The sequence below is a fragment of the Mesorhizobium sp. M1428 genome (genome assembly GCF_040317515.1).
Lineage (GTDB): Bacteria > Pseudomonadota > Alphaproteobacteria > Rhizobiales > Rhizobiaceae > Mesorhizobium.
Genome location: NZ_JAMYKT010000008.1, coordinates 238,239 through 260,983, shown reverse-complemented (window position 1 = coordinate 260,983; position 22,745 = coordinate 238,239). Strand labels below are relative to the sequence as shown.

Here is a 22,745-nt window from a genome sequence, read left to right as displayed (position 1 = left end):
GAAAGGGACAATCATGACCGATCCTCGCCACAACATCCGTGAAGTGCGCAGCCCGCGTGGCAGCGAGCTCACCGCCCGCACCTGGCTGACCGAAGCGCCGTTGCGCATGCTGATGAACAATCTCGACCCGGACGTTGCCGAAAACCCCAACGAGCTGGTCGTCTATGGCGGTATCGGCCGGGCGGCGCGCACCTGGAACGATTTCGACCGCATCGTTGCCTCGCTGAAGACGCTCGGCGACGACGAGACGCTGCTGGTGCAATCCGGCAAGCCGGTCGGCGTGTTCCGCACCCATCCGGACGCGCCGCGCGTGCTGATCGCCAATTCGAACCTCGTGCCGCACTGGGCGACATGGGAGAAGTTCAACGAGCTCGATAGAAAGGGCCTGATGATGTACGGCCAGATGACGGCCGGCTCATGGATCTACATCGGCACGCAAGGCATCGTGCAGGGCACCTACGAGACCTTCGTCGAGGCCGGCCGCCAGCATTATGGCGGCAATCTCAGGGGCAAATGGATCCTGACCGGCGGTCTCGGCGGCATGGGCGGCGCCCAGCCGCTCGCCGCGGTCATGGCCGGCGCCTGCTGCCTGGCGGTCGAATGCGATCCCGACCGCATCGATTTCCGGCTGCGCACCCGCTATGTCGACGAGCGCGCCGACACGCTCGACGAGGCTCTGGAAAAGATCGAGCGCTGGACCAAAGCCGGTGAGGCGAAATCGGTCGGCCTGGTCGGCAACACCGCCGATATCGTGCCGGAACTGGTGCGACGCGGCGTGCGCCCCGACATCGTCACCGACCAGACCTCGGCGCATGACCCGCTCAACGGCTATCTGCCCAAGGGCTGGTCGCTGGCCGAGTGGCGCGAGAAGCGCACCAGCGACCCGAAGGCGGTCGAGAAGGCGGCGCGCGCGTCGATGCGCGAGCATGTCGAGGCGATGGTGGCGTTCTGGAACGCCGGCGTGCCGACGCTCGATTACGGCAACAACATCCGCCAGGTGGCAAAGGAGGAGGGGTTCGAGAATGCCTTTGCCTTTCCGGGTTTCGTGCCGGCCTATATCCGTCCGCTGTTTTGCCGCGGCATCGGCCCGTTCCGCTGGGCAGCACTTTCCGGCGATCCCGAGGATATCTACAGGACCGATGCCAAGGTGCGCGAACTCACGCCCGGCAACACCCATCTGCACAACTGGCTCGACATGGCACGCGAGCGTATCGCCTTCCAGGGACTGCCGGCGCGCATCTGCTGGGTTGGGCTTGGCGATCGCCACCGGCTCGGCCTCGCCTTCAACGAGATGGTCGCCAGGGGCGAACTGAAGGCGCCGGTGGTCATCGGCCGCGATCACCTCGATTCCGGCTCGGTCGCCTCGCCGAACCGCGAGACGGAGGCGATGAAGGACGGCTCCGATGCCGTCTCCGACTGGCCGTTGCTCAATGCCTTGCTCAACACGGCGTCCGGCGCCACCTGGGTGTCGCTGCACCATGGCGGCGGCGTCGGCATGGGCTTTTCGCAGCATGCCGGCATGGTCATCGTCGCCGACGGCACACCCGAGGCGGCCAAGCGCCTGGAGCGGGTTCTGTGGAACGATCCGGCGACCGGCGTCATGCGCCACGCCGATGCCGGCTATGACATCGCGATCGAGTGCGCCCGGGAGAACCAGCTCAACCTGCCCGGCATATTGGGCTGAGCCGCGCCTTGCGCATCCTTCGGGCTCCGGAATACCGCTCGATGCCGTGGAAGAACGGTGGCGGGGTGACGACGGAGATTGCCGTCTCGCCGCCAGGTGCCGGGCTCGACGATTTCGACTGGCGCGTCTCGATGGCGCGCGTCGAGAGCAGCGGGCCGTTCTCCGGCTTCGCCGGCGTCGACCGGACCTTGGCCTTGCTGGAAGGCGAGGGCATGGTCCTCGACATCGCCGGCCGGCCGCCGGTCGAAATCACCCGGGCTTCCGCACCGCTTGCCTTTCCAGCCGATGTGCCGACGCAAGCGACGCTGATCGCCGGTCCGATCACCGACCTCAACGTCATGACGCGCCGCGCCCGGGCGGCCCACACGGTCGAGCGCCTGCTGATTTCGGCTCCGACGGAGATCCGGGCCGACGCCGATGCGGCGCTCATCCTGTGCGTCGACGGCGAGCTCAGGGTGGCCGGCGCAGCGTCCGTGCAACTGGGGCCGCTCGATGCGCTGTTGCTCGGGCCGCAAGCACCTGAACTGCGCCTGCATCCCGTCCGGCCGGCGATGCTGTTCGTGATCCGCATCGACCGCATTGCCGGCAACGATTAACGCCTGTTTCCAAACATGATCGCGATGCCGGCCAAATATCGCGTAAGCTGGTCGCTGCATCACGAAAAAGCCTGAATCTTCCGCCGATCAGAAGCCGAAACGATGCTCGGAGCGCTCGCCTGGAACTTGTCGAAAGACGACACCTTGTCGTGGTGCGGAAACAAACATTCGGCCAAGTGTTGCGATGCAACCAATTGCATTTGGACCGGTTTTAGGGACATTGCCGTGGCGGTGACGCCGCACCGCGTCCCCAACACGGAACCTTAGATGAATATCCAGACCAATCTCGCACAAATCGAAAAGACGAGCGCCAGCTTCCCGGCTGTCACCGACGAGCCGATCCGCTCCAATTTCCTGCCGGAAGATCGGCTGCGCGCATTGGGCGCAGCCCTTGCCAATGGCGATGCCAAGGATTTGTTCGGTCTGACACCTTTCGACTTTCAGGCGCGCATCCGCGACAGCGCCAGGAAGATTCTCGATGTTTACCGTTCCACCAACGCTGCCCAGGCGAGGGGCGAAACGATCACGCCGGCGGCGCAGTGGCTGCTCGACAACAATTACCTGGTCGAGGAGACCATTTTTCAGGTCAAGCGCGACCTGCCGCGCCGCTTCTACCGTCAGTTGCCGACGCTGAAACTGTCCGACGGATCCAGCGTGCCGCGCGCGCTGGCGGTCGCATGGACCTATGTGGCGCATTCCGACAGTTCCGTCTCGTCGGCCATGTTCAGGGCGATCGTTGAAGGCTTCCAGTCCGTCGAGCCGCTGAAGATCGGCGAATTATGGGCGCTGCCGTCGCTGCTGCGCTTCGTCCTGATCGAGAACCTTCGCCGCATCGCGGTCCGCGTCAATCGCACGCGGGAACTGCGCCAGATCGCCAACGAGGTCGCCGACCGTGTGCTGGCGACGGACGACAGCGCCGACCGGCAGGCGATACTTTCCCACTACAGCGCCCATGCGCAGGACACCACCTTCGCCACCCAGTTGCTCTACCGGCTGCGTGACGGCTCGCAAAATGCCGGCAGGGCGCTGGAATGGCTGGAGGGCGAGCTGGAAAGGACCGGCTCCGACGCCGAGGAGATCATCCTCAGCGAGCACCACACGCTGTCCAGCGGCAACGTGACCACTGGCAACATCATCCGCGGCCTGCGCCTCATCAACGACATCGACTGGACGGTGTGGTTCGAGGGCGTCAGCCGCATCGACACCTTGCTGCGCGAACGCACCGATTTCGCGGCGCTCGATTTCTTTTCGCGCGACCAGTACCGGACTGCGATCGAGGAGTTGGCACGCCGTTCCGATCTCTCCGAATTTCGCGTTGCCGAAAGGGCGATAGAACTCGCCGGCCATGCTGCCGATGCACCGGGCTCCGAAACCGGTCCGATCGCTCACACCGACGTCGGCTTCTTTCTGGTCGGCCCGCGCCGGATGGAGCTCGAGCGGTCGATCGGCTACCGGCCGACCATCGGCAAGACGATCACCCGGACGTTCCGCAAGACCGGATGGCTGGGCATCGTCGTGCCGGTGTTTGCGCTGACGGTCCTGCTTCTGGTCGTTTCCGGCAATGCGCTTGCCAATCTCGGCCTGTCGGTGCCGTCGATCGTCCTGATGCTGGCCCTGTTCGCGGTGCCAGCCAGCGAAGGTGCGCTCGCATTCTTCAACACCGTCGTCTCGCTGTTTTTGAAGCCGACGCGTCTCATCGGCTATGATTTCAGGCACGGTGTGCCGGCCGAGGCGCGCACGCTGGTGGTGGTGCCGTCGCTGATCGGCTCGCGCGACGATGTCGAGGAGAACATCCGCAACATCGAGGTGCATCACCTCGCCAACACGGCGGGTGAGGTCTATTTCGCGCTGCTTTCCGACTGGCCGGACTCGAAGACCGAAATCGATACGGCGGATGTCGAAATCCTCGAATTCGCCCGCGCCGAAATCGCCAGGCTGAACGCCCGCTATCCCTCGGAAGGCGCGCCGCGCTTTTATCTGCTGCATCGGCGCCGGCTCTACAACGCGTCGCAAGGCGTCTGGATGGGCTGGGAGCGCAAGCGCGGCAAGCTGCACGAATTGAACCTTCTGCTGCGCGGCGACAGCGACACCACCTTCCTGCCGCTGGAAGTGCCATTGCCGGAGAGCGTCGTCCACGTGATGACGCTGGACGCCGACACCCGCACCACCCGCGACGCCGTCGCTGCGCTGGCCGGCAAGCTTTGCCACCCGCTCAACCGTCCGCATTTCGACGTGGCCCGGCGCGAGGTCATCGCAGGCTATTCCATCCTGCAGCCGCGCATCACCGCGTCGCTGACCAGTGGCGACGAGGCGTCGTTCTTTCAGCGTGTCTTTTCCGCCAATCGCGGGCTCGATCCGTACGTCTTTGCCGTGTCGGATCTCTACCAGGACATCTTCGGCGACGGTTCCTTCACCGGCAAGGGTCTCTACCATGTCGACGCCTTCGAGGCGGCACTGAAGGGCCGCATCGAGGAAAACACCATCCTCAGCCACGATCTGCTCGAAGGGGCGCTGGCGCGCTCGGCTTTGGTCACCGACGTCGAACTGGTCGAGGACTATCCCACCCGCTATTCGGTCGACGCGTCGCGCCACCATCGCTGGGCACGCGGCGACTGGCAGCTTCTGGGATTCATCCTCGGCCCGCGCTCAAATGTGCCTGCGCTGTCGCGCTGGAAGATGGTGGACAATCTGCGCCGCTCGGTGACGCCGATCTTCTGGATGATGGCCGCGATCGCCGGCTGGACGCTGCTGCCCTTCACGCAGGCCGCGCAATGGCAGGCGCTGCTGATCCTTACGCTGTTCATGGCGCCCACTTTCGACATCGTCAACGCCATCCTGCCGAAGAGCGGCGATCAGACGCCGCGCGGCCATTTCTCGGCGCTGGCGCGCGACGTTGCCTTCGGTACCGCCCTGGTGGCGCTGAAGATCGTGCTGATGGCGCATCTTGCCTGGATGATGGGCGACGCAATCATCCGCACGCTCTACCGCCTGTTCGTCAGCCGCCAGAACCTGCTCGAATGGCGCACCGCCTCGCAGGCACACAAGGGCGGCGACAACGATCTCGGCTCCTATTACAGCATCATGTACGGTGCGGTGATCATCGGCGTCGTCGGCCTCGCCGTCCCGGTGCTGGCCGATTCCACCGGCGCCTTCGTCGCCTTCTTCTTTGCCTTGTTCTGGATCGGCTCGCCCGCCATCGCCTGCTGGATCAGCCGTTCGGCCGAAACCGAGGACCGCCTGCGCATATCTGCCGCCGACATCCACGCGCTGCGCACCGTGGCGCGGCGTACATGGCACTATTTCGAGACCTTCGTGACGGCCGAGCATCACCATCTGCCGCCGGACAATTTCCAGGAAAGCCCGGCACCCGTAGTGGCGCCCCGCACCTCGCCGACCAATATCGGCGTCTACCTGCTGTCGGTGATTTCGGCACGCGATTTCGGCTGGATCAGCCTCTCCGACGCCGTCAACCGCATCGACGCGACCATGTCGACCATCGAGAGCATGCCGCGCGACCGCGGCCATCTCTTCAACTGGTACGACACGACGACCCTGAAGCCGCTCTACCCGCTTTACATTTCTGCCGTCGACAGCGGCAATCTCGCCGGCCATCTGGTGGCCGTGGCTGCTGCCTGCGCCGAATGGGCCGAAGCGCCGTCGGTGCATGTGCAGGGCGACTTCGAAGGCATCCTCGACACCGTCACCATCCTCGACGAAAGCCTTGAGGAACTGCCCGACGACCGGCGTCAATTGCGGCCCTTGCGCCAGCGGCTCGCCGACCGTCTCGACGGCATGCGGCGGGCGGTCGAATTGATCAAGGCGCAGCCGGAGATGGCGTCGATCCGCACGATCAATCTGGCCGTCCTGGCCGGCGAGATACGCAAGCTCGCAACAGCCATCCACACCGAAGCCGCATCGACCCAGAGCGACACCATCGCCGATTGGGCGGCCAGGCTCGAAGCCACCTGCGAGGCCCATGTGCACGACGCGCACAGCGACGAAAACGCCGTCGCGGCATTGCGGGCCAAGCTTCTGACCTTGCGCGAGCGCACGCGCCGTTTCGCCTTCGAGATGGATTTCTCGTTCCTGATGCGGCCCGAACGGAAGCTCCTGTCGATCGGTTACCGGGTCGAGGAGCATCAGCTCGACGAAAGCTGCTACGACCTTTTGGCCTCCGAGGCGCGGCTGACCAGCCTGTTCGCCATCGCCAAGGGCGATTTGCCGACCGAGCACTGGTTCCGGCTCGGCCGGCCGATCGTCGAGATCGGCTTCCAGGGCGCACTGATGTCCTGGTCCGGCTCGATGTTCGAATATCTGATGCCGCCGCTGGTGATGAAGGAGCCGCAAGGCAGCATTCTCAACCAGACCAGCAAGCTGATCATCAAGCGCCAGATCCAGTACGGCCGGTCGAAGAACGTTCCCTGGGGGATTTCGGAAGCGGCCTACAACGCCCGCGACCGCGAGCTGACCTATCAGTACACCAATTTCGGCGTGCCCGGGCTCGGCCTGAAGCGCGGCCTTGGCCAAAATACGGTGATCGCGCCTTACGCGACCGTGCTGGCAGCGCAGTTCACGCCGCATGAATCCGTGCAGAACCTGGCCAGGCTGAGGCGGCTGGGCGCGCTGGGCCGGCACGGCTTTTACGACGCGGTGGATTTCACGCCGCAACGCGTCCCTGAGGGCACCGACCACGCCGTCGTGCTCAACTACATGGCCCACCACTCCGGCATGTCGATTGCCGCCGTTGCCGATGCGATCTTCGAAGGGCGCCTGCGCGACCGCTTCCACAGCGATCCGGTGATCGAGTCGGCCGAATTGCTGCTGCAGGAAAGGGCGCCGCGCGACATCCCGACCGCGACCGTCAGGACCGAGGCCGACGAGCGCTCGAAGGACGAGACCGAGCTGGAAAGCCCGGATACGCGCATCGTGCTCGATCCGATCAGGGCGCTGCGCTCGACCAGTGTCATGTCCAATGGCCGCTACTCGGTCATGGTCACCGCCACCGGGTCCGGCTACAGCCGCTTGGGCGAACTTGCCGTCACGCGCTGGCAGCCGGATCCGACCGAGGACCGCCTTGGTTCCTATATTTTCCTGCGCGACGCCAGCAACGGCGACTGGTGGTCGGCCACCGCCGAGCCGAAGCGCGCCGCCGGCGAGCGTGCGCAGACGCTGTTTTCCGACGACAAGGCGAGCTTCGTCAAATCGATCGGATCGCTGCGTTCGGAAGTCGAGTGTATCGTCATCTCGGAAGGCAATGGTGAGGGCCGACGGGTGACGCTCCACAATGATGGCCCCGCCGACCGGCATATCGAAGTAACCTCGTTTGCCGAACTGGTGCTGGGCTCCGAGCCCTCGGACAATGCCCATCCTGCCTTTTCGAAGATGTTCGTGGAGACCGAGATCGCGTCGAACAACGGCGCGATCTTCGCCACCAGGCGCAAGCGCGAGAAGGACGAACCCGACGTCACCATGGTGCATTTCGTCACCGACCCGTCTGGATCGGCGCGCGACGCCGAGGCGGAAACCGACAGGCGCGCTTTCATCGGCCGCGGCCGCACCATCACCGAGGCGGCTGCCTTTGATCCCGGCGCCAAGCTTGGCGGCCATTCCGGATTCACCCTGGATCCGATCGCATCGCTTCGCCGGCAGGTGCGCGTGCCGGCCAACAAGAAGATTTCGCTGACCTTCTGGACCGTCGTTGGTACCCATCGGGCCGAATTGGATGCCGCCATCGCACGGCTCGACCATCCCGAAAGCTTCGCCCGCCAGGCGATGCTCGCCTGGACGCGCTCGCAGGTGCAGACCCGGCACCTTGGCCTCAGCCTGTCCGACGCCGCCAATGTGCAGAAGCTGGCGCGCTATCTGATCTATCCCGATCCGTTCCTGCGCCTTCCCGGCGAATCCATCGTTTCCGGGCTCGGCAGGCAGTCCAGCCTGTGGCCGACCAGCATATCCGGCGATTTTCCGATTTTCCTGGTCAGGATCGCCGATGTCGCCGATCTGGAGATCGTCGCCCAGGCGCTTCGCTTCCAGGAATACATGCGCGCTCGCGGCATGATGATCGATTTTGTCGTCGTCAACGAGCAGGCGTCATCCTACGTGCAGGACCTGCAGCGCGCGGTCGAGACGCTGTGCGAAAACAGCCGGTTGCGCGGCAAGGAGCTCGGACCCCGCCAGCACATTTTCGCGGTGCGCCGCGATCTGATGGAGGAAACGACCTACAGGACCTTGCTCGCCGTCGCCCGGGTGGTGCTGCATACGCGCAACGGCACCATCTTCGACCAGATCGAGCGCGCCGAGGCCGCGGCACTGCAGGCGCGGGACGCCGCCCTCCAGCCGGCAGACCTTGCAGCGCTTCGCGAGCCGTCCTTGCCGGTGCCGACGTCGCAAGCATCTGCCGCCCAGGCACTGATCGAGGGCCGCGTCGACGGCAGCGGGCTCGACCAATGGAACGGTTTCGGCGGCTTCGACGGGGACGGACGCCACTACGTCGTGCGTCTTGCCGGCCGGCGCACGACGCCGCAGCCGTGGATCAACGTCATCTCCAACCCGTCGTTCGGGTTCCACATTTCGGCTGAAGGCGCTGCCTTCACCTGGAGCCGCAACAGCCGCGACTATCAGTTGACGCCATGGTCGAACGATCCGGTCACCAACCGGCCGGGCGAGGGCATCTATATCTACGATCATGCCAGTGGCAGGGCGTTCTCGCCAATGGCTGCCGTGGTGCGTGATCCGACAATGACCTACGAAACCTGGCACGGGCAGGGTTTTTCGACGTTCCGTTCAAAACGCGGGCCGCTGTCGATGGACCTGACCCATGTTGTCGATCCCGTCGATCCGGTGAAGATATCGCGGCTGCGCATCCAGAATTCGGGTTCGGTGTCGATGCGGCTGCGTATCTATGCCTATGCGGAATGGGTTCTTGGCGGCCATCGCTCGCGCACCGCTGCAAGCATCGTTCCGTCGAGGGATGCCGCAACCGGCGCATTGCTGGCGCAAAATCCCTATGGGCTCGATTTCGGCGAGCGGATCGCCTTTCTGGCCGCCGACGGTGCGGTGCATTCGGTCACCGCCGATCGCGGCGAGTTCATCGGCAGGCAAGGCACGAGCGAGTTTCCGCATGCCGTGCTGAGCGGCACCGGCCTGTCGGGCCGCGTCGAGGCCGGCGACGATCCCTGCGCGGCCATCGCACGCGACATCGACATCGCTGCCGGTGGCGACGTCACGCTGCTCTGGCTGCTCGGCGATGCGGCCTCGCCCGAGGAGGCCAGCGCGCTGGTGCAGACCCATCGCTCCAGGGATTTCGATCAGCGGCTGGCCGACAACGAGCGCACATGGCGCGGCTTTCTCGACACCATCCAGGTCGAGACGCCGGACAAGGCACTCGACGCCATGGTCAATCACTGGCTGCCCTATCAGAGCCTGGCCTGCCGCATCCGAGCTCGCTCTGCGTTCTATCAGGCGAGCGGTGCCTTCGGCTTCCGCGATCAGTTGCAGGATACGTTGGCCTTGCTGGCGCATGACCCCAAGCTGGCGCGCGATCAGATCCTCAACGCGGCGCGGCGGCAATTCCCCGAAGGCGATGTGCAGCATTGGTGGCTGCCGCGCACCGAGGCCGGCGTCCGCACCATGATCTCGGACGACGTGGTCTGGCTGGCCCACGCCACGGCCCGCTACCTGCTGGTGACAGGCGACACCGCGATCCTGAAGGAGCAACTGCCCTTCATCGAAGGGCAGGCGCTGGGCGAAGGCGAGCACGATGCTTTCTTCATCCCGGAAATCTCGAAGAAGACAGCCTCGCTCTACGACCATTGCGCGCGGGCGCTCGATCTTGCCGTCAAGCGCAGCAGCCCAGCCGGGCTGCCGCTGATCCTCGGCGGCGACTGGAACGACGGCATGAACCGCGTCGGCGAGCATGGCAAGGGCGAGAGCGTGTGGCTGGGCTGGTTCCTGCTGAAGACGCTCGGCGACTTTGCCGCTGTCGCCAAGGCGGAGCGCGATGCCAAGCGCGTGCAAGCCTGGACAAAGCACGCCGAGGTGCTGAAGCGGGCGCTGGAAAGCACCGCCTGGGATGGCGAGTGGTATCGGCGCGGCAGCTTCGACGACGGCACGCCGCTCGGCTCGCGCAAATCGGACGAGTGCAAGATCGACTCGATCGCGCAGTCCTGGAGCGTGCTTTCGGGCGAGGGCGACCCGGCGCGGTCGACGACTGCAATGGGGCAGGCGATGAAAGCGCTCGTCGACGACGAGCTCAAGATCGTCAAACTGTTCACCCCGCCCTTCTCGAAGACGGAAAAGGACCCGGGCTACATCAAGAGCTATCCGCCGGGCGTCCGTGAAAACGGCGGCCAATACACGCACGCGGCGACATGGTTCGTCATTGCGCTCGCCGAGATGGGTCGCACCGACGATGCCTACCGTTGCCTTTCGATGCTCAATCCGGTCAACCATGCGCTCGACGAAGCCGCGGCAGAGCGCTACCGGGTGGAACCTTACGTCGTCGCGGCCGATGTTTATTCCGAGCAAGACAAGGGCGGCCGCGGCGGCTGGACCTGGTATACCGGGTCGGCGGGCTGGCTTTATCGCGCTGCGGTCGAGAGCATTCTCGGCATAGAGCGCCGCGGACAGCGCCTCCAGTTCACGCCGAGACTTCCCAGCCATTGGGACGGCTATTCGGCAACCCTGAAGATGCTGGGCGCCGAGATCAAAGTACGCGTCGTCCGCGACAAAAAGGCCCGGGCCATCTCACTTGAAGTGAACGGCACGAAGACCAAATCTTCGTCCTTCGAGCCAAAAGCCGGAGATAGTGCCGAGGTGGTCGTCAGAATACCGGCCTAGATTCAAGGACTTGGAGCGTCGCTCAGGGTTCCCCAGGGCACGCACGGGCGCTCCAAGTGCCTCTACCGGTTATATTTGCGTTTGACCTTGCTGAATGCCTGCACACGACTTTAGACGGCGTGCCCAGGGTCTTGCTGATTAAAATTGTGGCAGTGCTTTCCAGCTGCCATGATTTTGCCGCAACGCTGACATTTCACCTTTTATCTCAAACTGTTAGACGATCACGGCAAATTTCGAAGCGTCGTCATCTTTTGTTCGCGGAATGGGAACGGAAGAGCTAGACGAGCATTGTTTTGCGACGCGTCAACCGATACGAGTCAAAAAATGACGCACTGCACCATAAATAATTGGCGGAGTAGCTGAAGTGTCACTTCTGCAAATCTACTGGCGAGCCCTTGGTTATCTCGCTGCCGACAGGAAACGCGTTGCGTTTATCTGCGGGGCGAATGTCGCGCTTGCCATTATCGCCATTCTCGAGCCGATCATGTTCGGCCGGGTGATCGACGCCATTTCGGACCGCGGCTCGGTATTCGCGACGCTCGCAATGTGGGCCGGCCTCGGCGCGTTCAACATCATCGCCTTCGTGCTGGTGGCGCGCGGCGCCGACCGCTTTGCCCACCAGCGGCGCAGCGAGGTTCTTTGCCAGTCGTTCGAGCGCGTGATCACCATGCCGCTTGCCTGGCATCATCAGCGCGGCACCTCCAATTCCCTGCACACGCTCCTGCGCGCGGTCGAGACCTTGTTCAGCCTCTGGCTGGAATTCATGCGGCAGCATCTGTCGACCGCGGTTGCGCTGGTTCTGCTGGTGCCCACGGCGCTCAGCATGGATATCCGCATGTCGATGGTGCTGCTGGCGCTTGGCGCGCTCTATGTCGGCATCGGACGGCTGGTGATGCGGCGCACCAAGGAAGGCCAGGCGGCCGTGGAACGGCATTACCACAAGGTGTTTGCGCATGTGACCGACTCGGTCAGCAACGTCGCCGTCCTGCAGAGCTACAACCGCATCGGCCATGAGACCGAGGCGCTGAAGCGCTACGTCAAGAACCTGCTCGACGCGCAGAATCCCGTGCTCGACTGGTGGGCGATGGCCAACGCGCTGCACCGCCTGTCGTCGACGATTTCGATGATGGTGGTGCTCTTGATTGGCGCCTATCTGGTGACGCACGGCCAGTTGCGCATCGGCGACGTCATCGCCTTTACCGGCTTTGCCACGCTGCTGATTGCCCGGCTCGACCAGATGTCGGCTTTCGCCAACCAGATTTCCGAGGCACGCGCCAAGCTCGAGGAATTCTACCATCTCGAGGACTCCGCTTCCGATGCCGCCGAGCCCGACGGGCTGCGCGAGCTTGTCAACGTCACCGGTCATGTGCGTTTCGAGAATGTCTGCTTCGAGTTCGGCAATTCCGGGCAGGGCGTCGACGACGCGTCGTTCGAGGTCCAGGCCGGCCAGACCGTCGCCATCGTCGGCCCGACGGGCGCCGGCAAGACCACGCTCATCAACCTTTTGCAGCGCGTCTTCACCCCGTCCAGCGGCCGTATCCTGATCGACGGCATCGACACCCGTACGGTGACCCGCAAATCGCTGCGCCATTCGATCGCCACCGTGTTCCAGGATGCCGGCCTGCTCAACCGCTCGATCGAGGACAACATCCGCGTCGGCCGTGCGGAGGCGACCTATGACGAGGTCCATGCTGCGGCCAATGCGGCCGCCGCCCAGGATTTCATCCTGTCGAAATGCGAGGGCTACGACACGGTCGTCGGCGAACGCGGCGGACAGCTGTCCGGTGGCGAGCGCCAGCGCATCGCGATCGCCCGCGCCGTGCTGAAGGACGCGCCCATCCTGGTTCTCGACGAGGCGACCAGCGCGCTCGACGTCGAGACGGAAGATCGCGTCAAGGACGCCATCGATGAGCTGCGGCGCGGCCGCACCACCTTCATCATCGCCCACCGCTTGACCACCGTTCGCGACGCCGATCTGGTCGTGTTCATGGACAAGGGTCGGGTGGTCGAGATGGGCGGGTTCACCGAACTGTCGCTGCGCAACGGCCGCTTCGCCAGCCTGCTGCGCGCCGGCGGCCTGCTCAACGACGAGGAGGTCCGCCGCCTCAGCCGTCCGGTGAACGAAGCCGCCTGAGCGGCGCGCCTTGCCTTCTCCCGCAAGGGGAGAAGGGAAGGCGCGCCGCTGTGGTTGCCGCAACTCCGCCGGCGGTCTATGTAAAGCCGCATGAGCGACACGACTTCACGCCTCTCCGGCTGGATGGACCTTGCCAACCCGACGCGGTTCGTCGGGCTGGCCGACAAGGTCGTGCCGTGGCTGGCGAGCGTGGCCGCCATAATCCTCGCTGTCGGTCTCTATATGAGCTTCACGGCGCCTGAGGATTTCCAGCAGGGCATCACCGTGCGCATCATGTATATCCACGTGCCTTTCGCCTGGCTTGCCATGATGTGCTACACGCTGATGGCGGTCTCGGCGCTTGGCACGCTGGTCTGGCGCCATCCGCTGGCCGACGTGGCGCTGAAATCGGCGGCACCGATCGGCGCCGTCTTCACCGCCCTTGCGCTGATCACCGGTTCGATCTGGGGCAAGCCGATGTGGGGCACCTGGTGGGTGTGGGACGCCCGGCTGACCTCGGTCTTCATCCTGTTCCTGATGTATCTCGGCATCATCGCGCTGACCCGCGCGCTAGACGATGCCGGGCGCGCCGCCTGGGCCGCCGCCATCATCACCCTGGTCGGCTTCATCAACATCCCGATCATCAAATTTTCGGTCGACTGGTGGAACACGCTGCATCAGCCGGCTTCGGTGTTCCGGCTTGGTGGGCCGACCATCGATCCGAGCCTGTTGTGGCCGTTGCTGGTCATGGCCGTCGGCTTCACAGTCCTGTTCTTTGCGCTGCATCTGATGGCGATGCGCACCGAGATCCGGCGCCGCCGCGTCATTTCGATGCGCCGCGTCGCGGCAAGGCAGGCCGAGCGGTAGTAGACGCCGACCGGCTAACACCGTCCTGGGTGCCCTTGTCAGTCTGGCTTTCTGTCAAAGTATCCGGTCGATCTCAGGCTCTCCAGAGTTCTCACAATTTCCTCGTAGGAAAAATCGCCTAGAACAAAAGTATCTCTGTCTACGTGATGGTATCCTGCCCGAGATATGGAATCAGATGCCTCCTGCATCAGGCGTTGTTTTGAAATGAATTCGAAGCGATAAATCCGCTCGTTCGAAACGACATAGACGTCGCTGCACCATTCTTTTTGACGAAGCTCAAACTTTCTTACGTCGTCGATTCCGTATTCCCAGTGGATTGCAAAATTACTCATTGCATCCGCCCGCGCGCCGCGACCGGCAGCGTCTCGATCACCTTGTCGCCTTCGATCAGATGCACCTCGTCGAACAGGTTGGTGACGACGCAGCAATGGTCGGGCACGACGCGCACGCGCTCGCCGATGCGAAGCTCGGCGCCGCCCGAAAGTGTGACGTTGCCGTGCTCTTCGCTGAGGCTGGTCACACTTGCGCCTGAAATGCCCAGCAGCTCGCCGAAATCGGCGAGCCCCAGCGTGTCGCTGGACAGGGCCTTGCTGCCGGCGTCGAGGATGGCGCGTGTCGGCGTTGGATGGCTGACCACCGTCGACAGTACCGTCAATGCGCAATCGTCGAGACTGCCGACGCCTTTGGCGACCTGGTAGCGGTCGAGATAGATGTAGGTGCCGGGGCGGTATTCGGTAACGACGCTATCCTCGCCGGAACGCCACATGTCGGGCGTGCCGCCGCTGGAGATGCGCTGGCATTCAAGGCCGGATGCGGCAAGCGCTTGCTGCGCATCGGCGAGCCATGCCTCGGTCTCGGCGGCGCGGCCCGCCCCCGGGTAGGTCATCAAGCCGCCGAAGACGAGCCCTCGGACCTTGCCGATCTCGCTCGCCAGCGCGACTGCCTCGCCGGCCGACTGCACACCGCAGCGGCCTATGCCGGTGTCGCATTCGACCAGCACCGGCAGGCGGTGGCCGGGATCGGTAAAGGTGGCGGCAAGTCCCATCAGCGTGTCCATGCTGTCGGTTGTCACCGACAGGGTTACGCGGTCATGCAGCGCCTTGAGGCGCTCCAGCTTGGCCCGCCCGAGGATATTGTAGGGCAGAAAGATGTCGGTCAGTCCGGCATCGGCCATGATTTCGGCCTCGCCGATCTTCTGGCAGGTGATGCCGATGGCGCCGGCCGCGACCTGCTTCTTCGCCCAGTAGGGCAGCTTGTGGGTCTTGATGTGCGGCCGGAGCTTCAGCCCGTGCCGGTCGGCATGGGCCTGCGCCCGCGCGATATTGGCTTCGGCGCGGCCGGCGTCGATCAGGATCGCCGGCGTATCGAGGTCGTCTATGCTGCGCATGGTCTCACCATCGGAAAATTGGTTGACCTTATGGCCCTGATCGGACCGCATGTCATGAGGCCAGCGACAGCAGTTTGCATCGACACCGGATTGACGTTCGGCTATTGCGTTAGCGCCTCGAAAAGCGACGGGAAGGAACCACGATTATGAAACGCTCCGCCATCAACGACATCATCCGTGACGCCGACGCCTTCATCCGCTCGTTCGGCTACATCATGCCGCCCTTCGCCTACTGGAGCCCCGAAGAGATGAAGGCGCGCCGGCAGGATTCGTCGGCCATCTTCTCCTCCCGGCTCGGCTGGGACATCACCGATTACGGCCAGGAGAAATTCGACGAACTCGGCCTGTTCCTGTTCACCGTCCGCAACGGCCGCTACGAGGACATGAAGAAGGGCATGGGCATGCTCTATGCCGAGAAGATCATGATCTCGCGCAAGGACCAGTTGTCGCCGATGCATCGCCACAACATCAAGGCCGAAGACATCATCAACCGTGGCGGCGGCAAACTGGTGCTGGAGTTGTTCATGCACGATCGCGATGGCGGCATCGATCCGAAGGCCGAAGTATCGGTGCCTGTCGACGGAACCATCCACAGGCTGCCCGCGGGTGGACTGCTGAAGCTCGACCCGGGCCAGAGCGTCACTTTGCTGCCGGGTGTCTGGCACGCCTTCTGGGCCGAGGGCAAGGACGTGCTGATCGGCGAGGTTTCGACCGTCAACGACGATCTAACCGACAACGTCTTCCGCGAACCGATCGGCCGCTTCGCGGACATCGACGAGAACACAGCACCGCTGCATTTGCTGGTGTCCGACTACGAGAAGTGGGTGGGGTAGGGCAGAAGAGTCGGCAGGATTGTCGAAAAAAGGACCACGAATTCAATTCGTGCGATTAGCAATTCCACGTAGCCTGCGGACTTCGGCGATCAGGCGAGGGATGTCCTGGCGAGCGGCGGCAATGAAATCCTGGTCGGCAATCGTCGCGCCAGTCATTTCGATGTCTTCACCTCTATCCGGTCCTTGGCCGGTTTGGACGAAATTCGATCCTCCGGAAAAATCCCGGCCCTCGACCCACGATTTCCACGGGCCAGCCTGGGCCGCGGCAACTCGGGCTTCCATCTGTTGAAGTTCAAGCTCGGATAGAGATGTGTTCATGACAGCCCCGTGGAGCGTTGCTAACGCGCGTGCTTGTCGGCCCTCCGGTTGCCCAGCAGGAGCTTGCGTTCGAGATGCGCCCGCAACTCCCCGTAATACGCCGTCAGGAACGCGCGTGCGTCATGGGCCTGGGGTGCCGCGCCGATCTTGCGTCCGATCGTTTCGGCCACCGTCCGCAATGCGAAATAGTCGTCGCGGCGCAGCACCTCCTCCAGCTTGTGGAGTTCGGCAATTCCGTAGGCATCGAGTTGGGCGTGGCTGAACCGGAAGGCGCCGGCCGCCGGATCCTGCCGGGCCGACAGATCTTCAAGCAAGGCACGCTTCGGCGCTTCGACCACCCAGGTCCCCGCCAGCAGATCGCCGATCCGCATGCGGTCGCGATTGAACAGCGGGAACAAGGCAAACAGCAGCGTCCACACCAGTCCGAAGACCGTCGTCAGCGTGTCGGCAAGGTCGGTCCCGCTGCGTCCGGCGATGATCGACAGCGGCAGGAACACCTCGATCTCGCGCATCAGGTTGCGGGCGATGACCTGGTCGATCGACAGGCCGTCGCCGCTGCGCGACGCGACCCGGATGCCGACGATCCGCTTGCCGGGCGTAGCCGCGCGCCGGCCCGCTTCGAAGACGATGAAGTAGGCGTTGCGCAGAAAGAAGATCAGGATGATCCAGACGACGAAGAGCGGCTGAAATCCCTCGCTGCCAAGGCCGCCCACCCCGAACAGCGCGACGATCGTGATCACGATTGCAGCCACGGCGATGAACACGATGTCGAGAAGGAAGGCGGAGGCCCGCGTGCCGGCGTCGGCCAGCCTGATCCGGAGATCGACGCCTTCGGGCGTGATCAGCGGCCGTATAGCCGCGAAGGCGGCGCGTTTAACGATCGCCATGCCGCACCGCCCGGAACAGATAGAAATAACCGATCCACAGCGCCAGCATGCCACCGCCAATGGCGTAGCGCGTGACGTCGCTGGTGATGGTCTGCCTGCCAATGCCCTCGAGCAGCCCGGCAAACAGCAGCATGATCGAGACCCCGACCATGGCGTTCGCGGCGATGCGTCCGGCGCGAGCCGCTGCCGCCATGCGTGTCAATTCGCCGGGAAAGGCGATGCTGGTGCCGATGCGCATGCCCGCCGCGCCGGCCAAAGAGATTGCGAACAATTCGGTGGTGCCGTGGATGGCCAGCCACCCGCCGAGCTCCATGCCAAGCCCTTTGGACCAATAGACTTGGAACAACGCCCCGATCATGCAGCCATTGAACAGCATCAGCAGCACCGTCGGCACCGCGAAGGCGAAGCCAAGGGCGAAGGCCAGGATTGCGACCTGGACGTTGTGCGTGAACAGATAGGCGGCAAAGCCTGAGAGAAAGCCATTGTCGCCATCATAAAGCATGCCGCGCAGCAGTTCGGCCGAGGTGTCGGGGCCGCGGCCTCCTGCCAGGCCGGGCGGGATGATCGCGTCGAACCAGCTCTTGTCGGATGCCACCAGCCAGGCGCCTGCACCAATGCCGATCACCATCAGCGCAACCGAAACCAATGTCTCGCGCCACAGGTCGCGAATGGCTTCGGGCCAGTCGTGCAGGAAGAAATCGGCGAGGCGCTGCCGCAGCCCACGGCGTGCGCCATAGAGATAGAAATAACCGCGCAACGACAGCGCTTCGAGATAGGCTACCAGCGCGTTGTCGAGCGAGGTCGCCCGTGCCACGGAAAGAGAAGACAGCGCCGATCGGTAGAGCAGGGGCAGCGACAGCAGCTCCTCTTCGGAAAGCGTTCGCGGCGCACGCTTCTCGACACGCGCGAGCAGTGCCTCGAATGCTTTCCAGTCGGCCTCGCGCTCGCGGCGGAAGCTGGCCAGCGACTGGCGTACCGCATCGCCGCGCACCGCATTGCCGGCTACCGGCGCCGTCACAGCAAATCCTCCTGCTTGAACTGCAGATAGTGCTCGACCAGCGCGGGACCGAGCCGGTTGTGGTCAGCTTCGATCACATGTGCCCCGAGCAGGCGCAGGCGGCCGATGACGACCTGCCTTTCGCGCAAGAGCCCTCCGGCAACGATAGCGCGGGCAACGTCCTCGCCGGAGCGTGGCGGCATGTCGGCCAGGCCTTCCAGCTCGGTGTCCTTCATCATCATGAACAGCACGAGATGCCGTTCGGTGAGCCGGCCCACGGTGCGCAGCATCAATTCCGCGCTGATCGGATCGACGAAATCGGTGAAGATGATGACCAGCGAGCGGCGGTCAAGCCTCGCCGCCAGCGTCGTCAACGCCAGCGTGAAGTTGGTCTCCTCGCTGGAATAGTCGATCTCGGCCGCCCGTTTCTGGATCATCGCAAAGCTGGCGGGGCCGCGTACCGCCCCGCTTGAAACGCGCGGCCTTGCATCGAAGCCGAACAGGCTGACCATGTCGCCGCCCTTCAGCGCGATGAATGCCGACAGCAAGGCGGCCGTCACCGCCCGGTCCACCTTCGGCACACCGTCGACCGGCTCGCACATCAGGCGTCCGCTATCGATGGCCAGCACGATGTTGTTGTTCTCCTCGATGCGGAACTCGCGCGCCAAAAGCTTGCCGTGGCGGGCGCTGCGCTTCCAGTCGATCATGCGCCGGCCCATGCCCGGCTGGTAATCCTTGAGCGCGTCGAACTCGCGGCCTTGACCGGCGCGGCGCTGCGCATGGCCTTCGGCAAGCGCCGCATGTTGCAGCAGCGTGATCGCCTCGCCGCGGGCGCTGCTGACGTCGGGCAGCACCGCAACCTTGCTTTCCACCGGCAGCACGACCTGGTTCCAGACCAGCCCGAACGGCCCGTGCCAGCGCACCCAGAGACGGTCGAAGCTGGCGACGCCGCGCCGCAGCGCCTGGAAGCGCAGGTAGAGCGACCCACCTCCGACGGTCGGCTGCAAGGCCCCGCCGCTGCCGTCTACCGGCGCCAGACGCGCATCGTGTCCGACGCGAGCCTCCGCTGCACGCGGCCCCGAGTGACGGGCGGCGATTTGCACGCCGAACTCGCCGCCGACACCGACCTGCTGCGGCGCGTCGATGCTGGCATTCAGTGATGCCCGTCCGCGTCCGGCCGCGGCATCCACCGCCAGGAAGGCAAGCAGCAGGCAGCTCCACAGCAATCCCAGATACCAGAACGACGGCAGTGCCAGCGCGACCAGGAAGGCCGGCACCGCGCCGGCCGCCGCTGCCCATACCGCTCGGCCGCTGGGATAGATCAACGTGGTGCTTCCGTCTGGTCGACCAGGTCGGAGACGATCTGCTCGACCAGGCGGCCATCGATCTGTGCGGCAGGCGAAAGGATGACGCGATGGCGCAGCGCCGGCACTGCCAACGCCTTGACGTCGTCGGGGATCACATAGGCGCGTCCGTCCAGCGCCGCCCGGGCACGCGCCGCCCGCGCCAGCATGGCGCCGGCGCGCGGGCTGGCTCCGACTTCGAGATCGGCATTTTCGCGCGTAGCCCGAACCAGCGCCGCTATGTAGCCGACGACATCGTCGACGAGGGTGACGGAGCCGACGACTTCAAGGGCCTCTTGCAGCGTCTCGCGGTTAGTCTGTGCCTTGATGCCATATTGCGCGATGTCGTGCGAGGCGGAGCCGCCGCCGTGATGAACGATGATTGCCCGTTCTTCCTCGGGACCGGGATAGCTGACGCGGTGCTTGAACAGGAAGCGATCGAGCTGCGCCTCGGGCAGGGGATAGACGCCCTGGTGCTCGATCGGATTCTGGGTCGCGACGACCATGAAATTGCGACCGAGCGAATGCGTGGTGCCGTCGAAGGTGACCGCATGCTCCTGCATCGCCTCGAGCAGTGCGGCCTGTGTCTTGGGCGGCGTGCGGTTGATTTCGTCGGCAAGCAGGAGATCGCAGAAGATCGGGCCGCGCGTCAGCGTGAACTGCCCGGTCTGGAAGTTGTAGATGTTCGACCCGACGATATCGCCGGGCATCAGGTCCGGCGTGAACTGGATCCGCCCGTAGGCGATCCCAAGCGCCTGGGCGAAGCAGCGTGCGGTCATGGTCTTGGCCGTGCCGGGCGGACCTTCGAGCAGGATATGCCCGCCCGCAAACAAGGCGGTCAGCATCAGGTCGACCGTATCGCGCTGCCCGGTAATCGCCTTGGCCACTTCTTCCCTGATCCGTGTCGCCAGGGCCTTCACATCATCGACGTTCACCGAGCCTCCTTGCCGTCCAGTCGTGCAGCCGTTCTGCTGCCTGTTGCATCTGCGTCAGGTTCTTCGCCTCGCCGGCGGCTTGCGAACGCGTCGTGAAACCGCCAGCTTGCTCCTTATCGCGAGAGTCGAGCCAGTGGTCGAGCGCTTTGCCTTGCAACCCTTGCGGTGCCCCGAGCAGCGCGCCGGCGCGTACCCGCATCAAGGCCGCATAGCGGCCTCCCAGCTCGTCCAGCCGGCCGGCCCGCCGCATGAGCATCGCCGTCGTATCGACCAGCGCACGCTTGCCGAAGGCAATCGCGCGCTGGTCGGCGCGCGGCGGCCCGAACCGGCCAAGGCCATGCAGGAACGCCAGCGCCGCAGCGATCAGGATCGTCAGTGTCAGCGCCAGGAACGGCGGCTCGACCAGGAGCTTGGCCAGATCATACTTTCGCCCCGCGCCGTGCAGCGTCAGATCGAACATCACCGGGCCGTCGTCGGGTTGGAGCAAGGCAATCAGCCCGAGCGCGGCTGCTGCCTTTTCGGGATCCTTGAGAGCGGCGTTGTTGATCAGGTCGGGGTCGGTCAGGATGTAGAACGGCTTGTCGTCTAGTTCGGTAAGCACAGCCTTGTCATTGCCGGCTGCGATGAGAGGGTACTTGTCGGCCACCCACTGCAATTCTTCGGGTGCGGCAACCATGTTGCCTTCGATGTCGAGTTGCTTTGCCGTGCCCTGGCCAGCACCGATCTTCGCATCGGCAATGCGGCCAAGCCATTCGTTCACCACCGAACCGGGCAATCGCCCGAATTTCATGTTCCAGCCTTCATGCCCCTGGAGCGGCAGGATCTGCCATTTGGGCAGCACGAAGAGCGTGTTCTGGTCCTGGCGAAGTTTCAGGATGTGGTCGAGCGCCTCCGGATCGCTGTCGGGCGAAATGGTGACGATCAGCAGCATGTCGGTGCCGAGATCGTCCTCGGTCCGCGCCATCAAGGGCGCTTCGCCGGTGAGCCGCAGCCATTCCGCCAGGCCGGCGTAGCCGACGCCGCTTTTCGACAGCGGCGTGGCGCCGCCATTGCCGGGCTGCCGGAAATCGGGGGCATAGGTGGACAGCAGGAAGAAACCGGCCGCCGCAAGCAGGCTGGCGAAAATCCCCCAAAACAGTGTCCTTCGATTGAATGGCTCCTGTGCCTCGACCGCTGGTGCACTCACGTCCAGGCATCCCGGAAGGCGAAACGTTCATAGGCGCCGCGTGCTTGCCGCCAGCCTTCCGCGCCGACCGGCCGGCGCGCGAACAGCGCCGCCTCGACAATGCGGGCGATCTCGGTAAACGCATGGCGTGCCCTTCCCGGCAGGGAAGGGGCATTGGCGATGTCGCGCGCGGTGAGCGACGGGCGCAGGAAGTCCGGCAGCCGGCCGGCAATATCGGCGACGCTGCGCCGAAGCAAAAGGTGAACCGCCTCGTCATAGTCGCCGCGCGCGGCCAGCGCATCCGCTTGAGATAGCAGGACCTGCGCGGCGCTGGCGTCTGGGCGCCAGGTCTCTTCGGTTTCGGCCTCGGGCCGAGCGCGCTGCCACGGCAGCCGCCAGGCGATGCCTTTCACCTCGAGGAAGACCAAAAGCAGGATGATTGCGACGCCCGATATCACCGCCCCCCAGAACAGATAGATCATGTAGGGGCCGAGCCACGACAAAAAGTCCTGCAGCGGCTTCAGCCACTCGGGCGGCTTCGGCGGCACATAGGCCGGCAGGTCGAACTGGATCGACGCATCGGCGATCAGCTGCTTGTGCAGATTGGTCAGCCGTTCGGCTTCCGCTGTGCCTGGCTGTGCCAACGCCACCCGCTCCCCTGCAACCTGTGGTTCCCAGCCGACACTGACAATGCAGCACAAGAATTGCAAGTGGGCTGGACGGCGACCACCAATCTTGGCAGATTTACCAGCGGGGCCGCCAGCCATGTGGCGGTGAGGCAG

General features: G+C 64.5%; 14 protein-coding genes. 6 read left to right on the top strand and 8 right to left on the bottom strand.

The genetic code is table 11. From position 1 onward, the window contains the following. Positions 1-13: 13 nt before the first annotated feature. The 5 genes from hutU (at position 14) to NKG60_RS14545 (ending at position 14,098) form a co-directional block, all read left to right on the top strand. Complete coding sequence (hutU, locus tag NKG60_RS14565) at positions 14-1,684, top strand: urocanate hydratase (RefSeq protein WP_352868127.1); 1,671 nt, start codon at positions 14-16, stop codon at positions 1,682-1,684. Between the two features lie 8 nt (positions 1,685-1,692). Further along, positions 1,693-2,280 (top strand): HutD/Ves family protein, encoded by a 588-nt coding sequence (locus tag NKG60_RS14560; protein ID WP_352662966.1) that lies wholly within the window; start codon positions 1,693-1,695, stop codon positions 2,278-2,280. Between the two features lie 267 nt (positions 2,281-2,547). Further along, positions 2,548-11,118, top strand: coding sequence for a glycoside hydrolase family 94 protein (locus tag NKG60_RS14555; RefSeq protein ID WP_352868130.1), 8,571 nt, complete (start codon positions 2,548-2,550; stop codon positions 11,116-11,118). A gap of 364 nt (positions 11,119-11,482) precedes the next feature. Next, complete coding sequence (locus NKG60_RS14550) at positions 11,483-13,252, top strand: glucan ABC transporter ATP-binding protein/ permease (protein WP_352566279.1); 1,770 nt, start codon at positions 11,483-11,485, stop codon at positions 13,250-13,252. Positions 13,253-13,342: 90 nt separating this feature from the next. Further along, positions 13,343-14,098, top strand: a complete 756-nt coding sequence (locus tag NKG60_RS14545; RefSeq protein WP_352525380.1) for a heme ABC transporter permease — start codon at positions 13,343-13,345, stop codon at positions 14,096-14,098. A 328-nt stretch (positions 14,099-14,426) separates the two neighbouring features. On the opposite strand, the gene NKG60_RS14540 is transcribed toward NKG60_RS14545, so the two are convergent. Beyond that, positions 14,427-15,485 carry a D-TA family PLP-dependent enzyme gene (locus tag NKG60_RS14540; protein ID WP_352662960.1) on the bottom strand — a complete coding sequence of 353 codons (1,059 nt, stop codon included), beginning with the start codon at positions 15,483-15,485 and terminating at the stop codon, positions 14,427-14,429. A 146-nt stretch (positions 15,486-15,631) separates the two neighbouring features. On the opposite strand from NKG60_RS14540, the gene NKG60_RS14535 reads away from it, so the two are divergent. Then, on the top strand, positions 15,632-16,318 hold the full coding sequence (locus NKG60_RS14535; protein ID WP_352662957.1) for a D-lyxose/D-mannose family sugar isomerase: 687 nt from the start codon (positions 15,632-15,634) through the stop codon (positions 16,316-16,318). Between the two features lie 42 nt (positions 16,319-16,360). Here NKG60_RS14535 and NKG60_RS14530 read toward each other — a convergent pair whose 3' ends face one another. From NKG60_RS14530 to NKG60_RS14500, 7 genes are read right to left on the bottom strand one after another with little or no spacing between them, the layout of a single operon-like run. After that, positions 16,361-16,636, bottom strand: coding sequence for a hypothetical protein (locus NKG60_RS14530; protein WP_352662954.1), 276 nt, complete (start codon positions 16,634-16,636; stop codon positions 16,361-16,363). 20 nt (positions 16,637-16,656) lie between these two features. Continuing rightward, positions 16,657-17,523 (bottom strand): RDD family protein, encoded by an 867-nt coding sequence (locus NKG60_RS14525; protein WP_352662951.1) that lies wholly within the window; start codon positions 17,521-17,523, stop codon positions 16,657-16,659. Then, the gene (locus tag NKG60_RS14520; protein WP_352869171.1) at positions 17,510-18,541 is read right to left on the bottom strand and encodes a stage II sporulation protein M; all 1,032 of its coding nucleotides are present in this window, start codon (positions 18,539-18,541) and stop codon (positions 17,510-17,512) included. Before NKG60_RS14520 ends, NKG60_RS14525 begins: the two co-directional genes overlap by 14 nt. After that, a complete protein-coding gene (locus NKG60_RS14515; RefSeq protein ID WP_352662945.1) occupies positions 18,538-19,845 on the bottom strand; it encodes a DUF58 domain-containing protein in 1,308 nt (435 codons plus the stop codon). The genes NKG60_RS14520 and NKG60_RS14515 overlap by 4 nt, the downstream gene beginning before the upstream one ends. Beyond that, positions 19,842-20,798, bottom strand: a complete 957-nt coding sequence (locus NKG60_RS14510; protein ID WP_352566293.1) for an AAA family ATPase — start codon at positions 20,796-20,798, stop codon at positions 19,842-19,844. Before NKG60_RS14510 ends, NKG60_RS14515 begins: the two co-directional genes overlap by 4 nt. Then, complete coding sequence (locus NKG60_RS14505; RefSeq protein ID WP_352662941.1) at positions 20,785-21,984, bottom strand: DUF4350 domain-containing protein; 1,200 nt, start codon at positions 21,982-21,984, stop codon at positions 20,785-20,787. Before NKG60_RS14505 ends, NKG60_RS14510 begins: the two co-directional genes overlap by 14 nt. Next, positions 21,981-22,613: a DUF4129 domain-containing protein gene (locus tag NKG60_RS14500; RefSeq protein WP_352662938.1), complete on the bottom strand. Its 633-nt coding sequence runs from the start codon at positions 22,611-22,613 to the stop codon at positions 21,981-21,983. The genes NKG60_RS14505 and NKG60_RS14500 overlap by 4 nt, the downstream gene beginning before the upstream one ends. Between the last annotated feature and the right edge of the window lie 132 nt (positions 22,614-22,745).

Bases quoted from the DNA above. Each gene is read 5' to 3' on its own strand.
- NKG60_RS14545 (WP_352525380.1), top strand. From the start codon at position 13,343: ATGAGCGACACGACTTCACGCCTCTCCGGCTGGATGGACCTTGCCAAC.
- NKG60_RS14535 (WP_352662957.1), top strand. From the start codon at position 15,632: ATGAAACGCTCCGCCATCAACGACATCATCCGTGACGCCGACGCCTTC.
- NKG60_RS14540 (WP_352662960.1), bottom strand. From the start codon at position 15,485: ATGCGCAGCATAGACGACCTCGATACGCCGGCGATCCTGATCGACGCC.
- hutU (WP_352868127.1), top strand. From the start codon at position 14: ATGACCGATCCTCGCCACAACATCCGTGAAGTGCGCAGCCCGCGTGGC.
- NKG60_RS14555 (WP_352868130.1), top strand. From the start codon at position 2,548: ATGAATATCCAGACCAATCTCGCACAAATCGAAAAGACGAGCGCCAGC.
- NKG60_RS14525 (WP_352662951.1), bottom strand. From the start codon at position 17,523: ATGGCGATCGTTAAACGCGCCGCCTTCGCGGCTATACGGCCGCTGATC.
- NKG60_RS14530 (WP_352662954.1), bottom strand. From the start codon at position 16,636: ATGAACACATCTCTATCCGAGCTTGAACTTCAACAGATGGAAGCCCGA.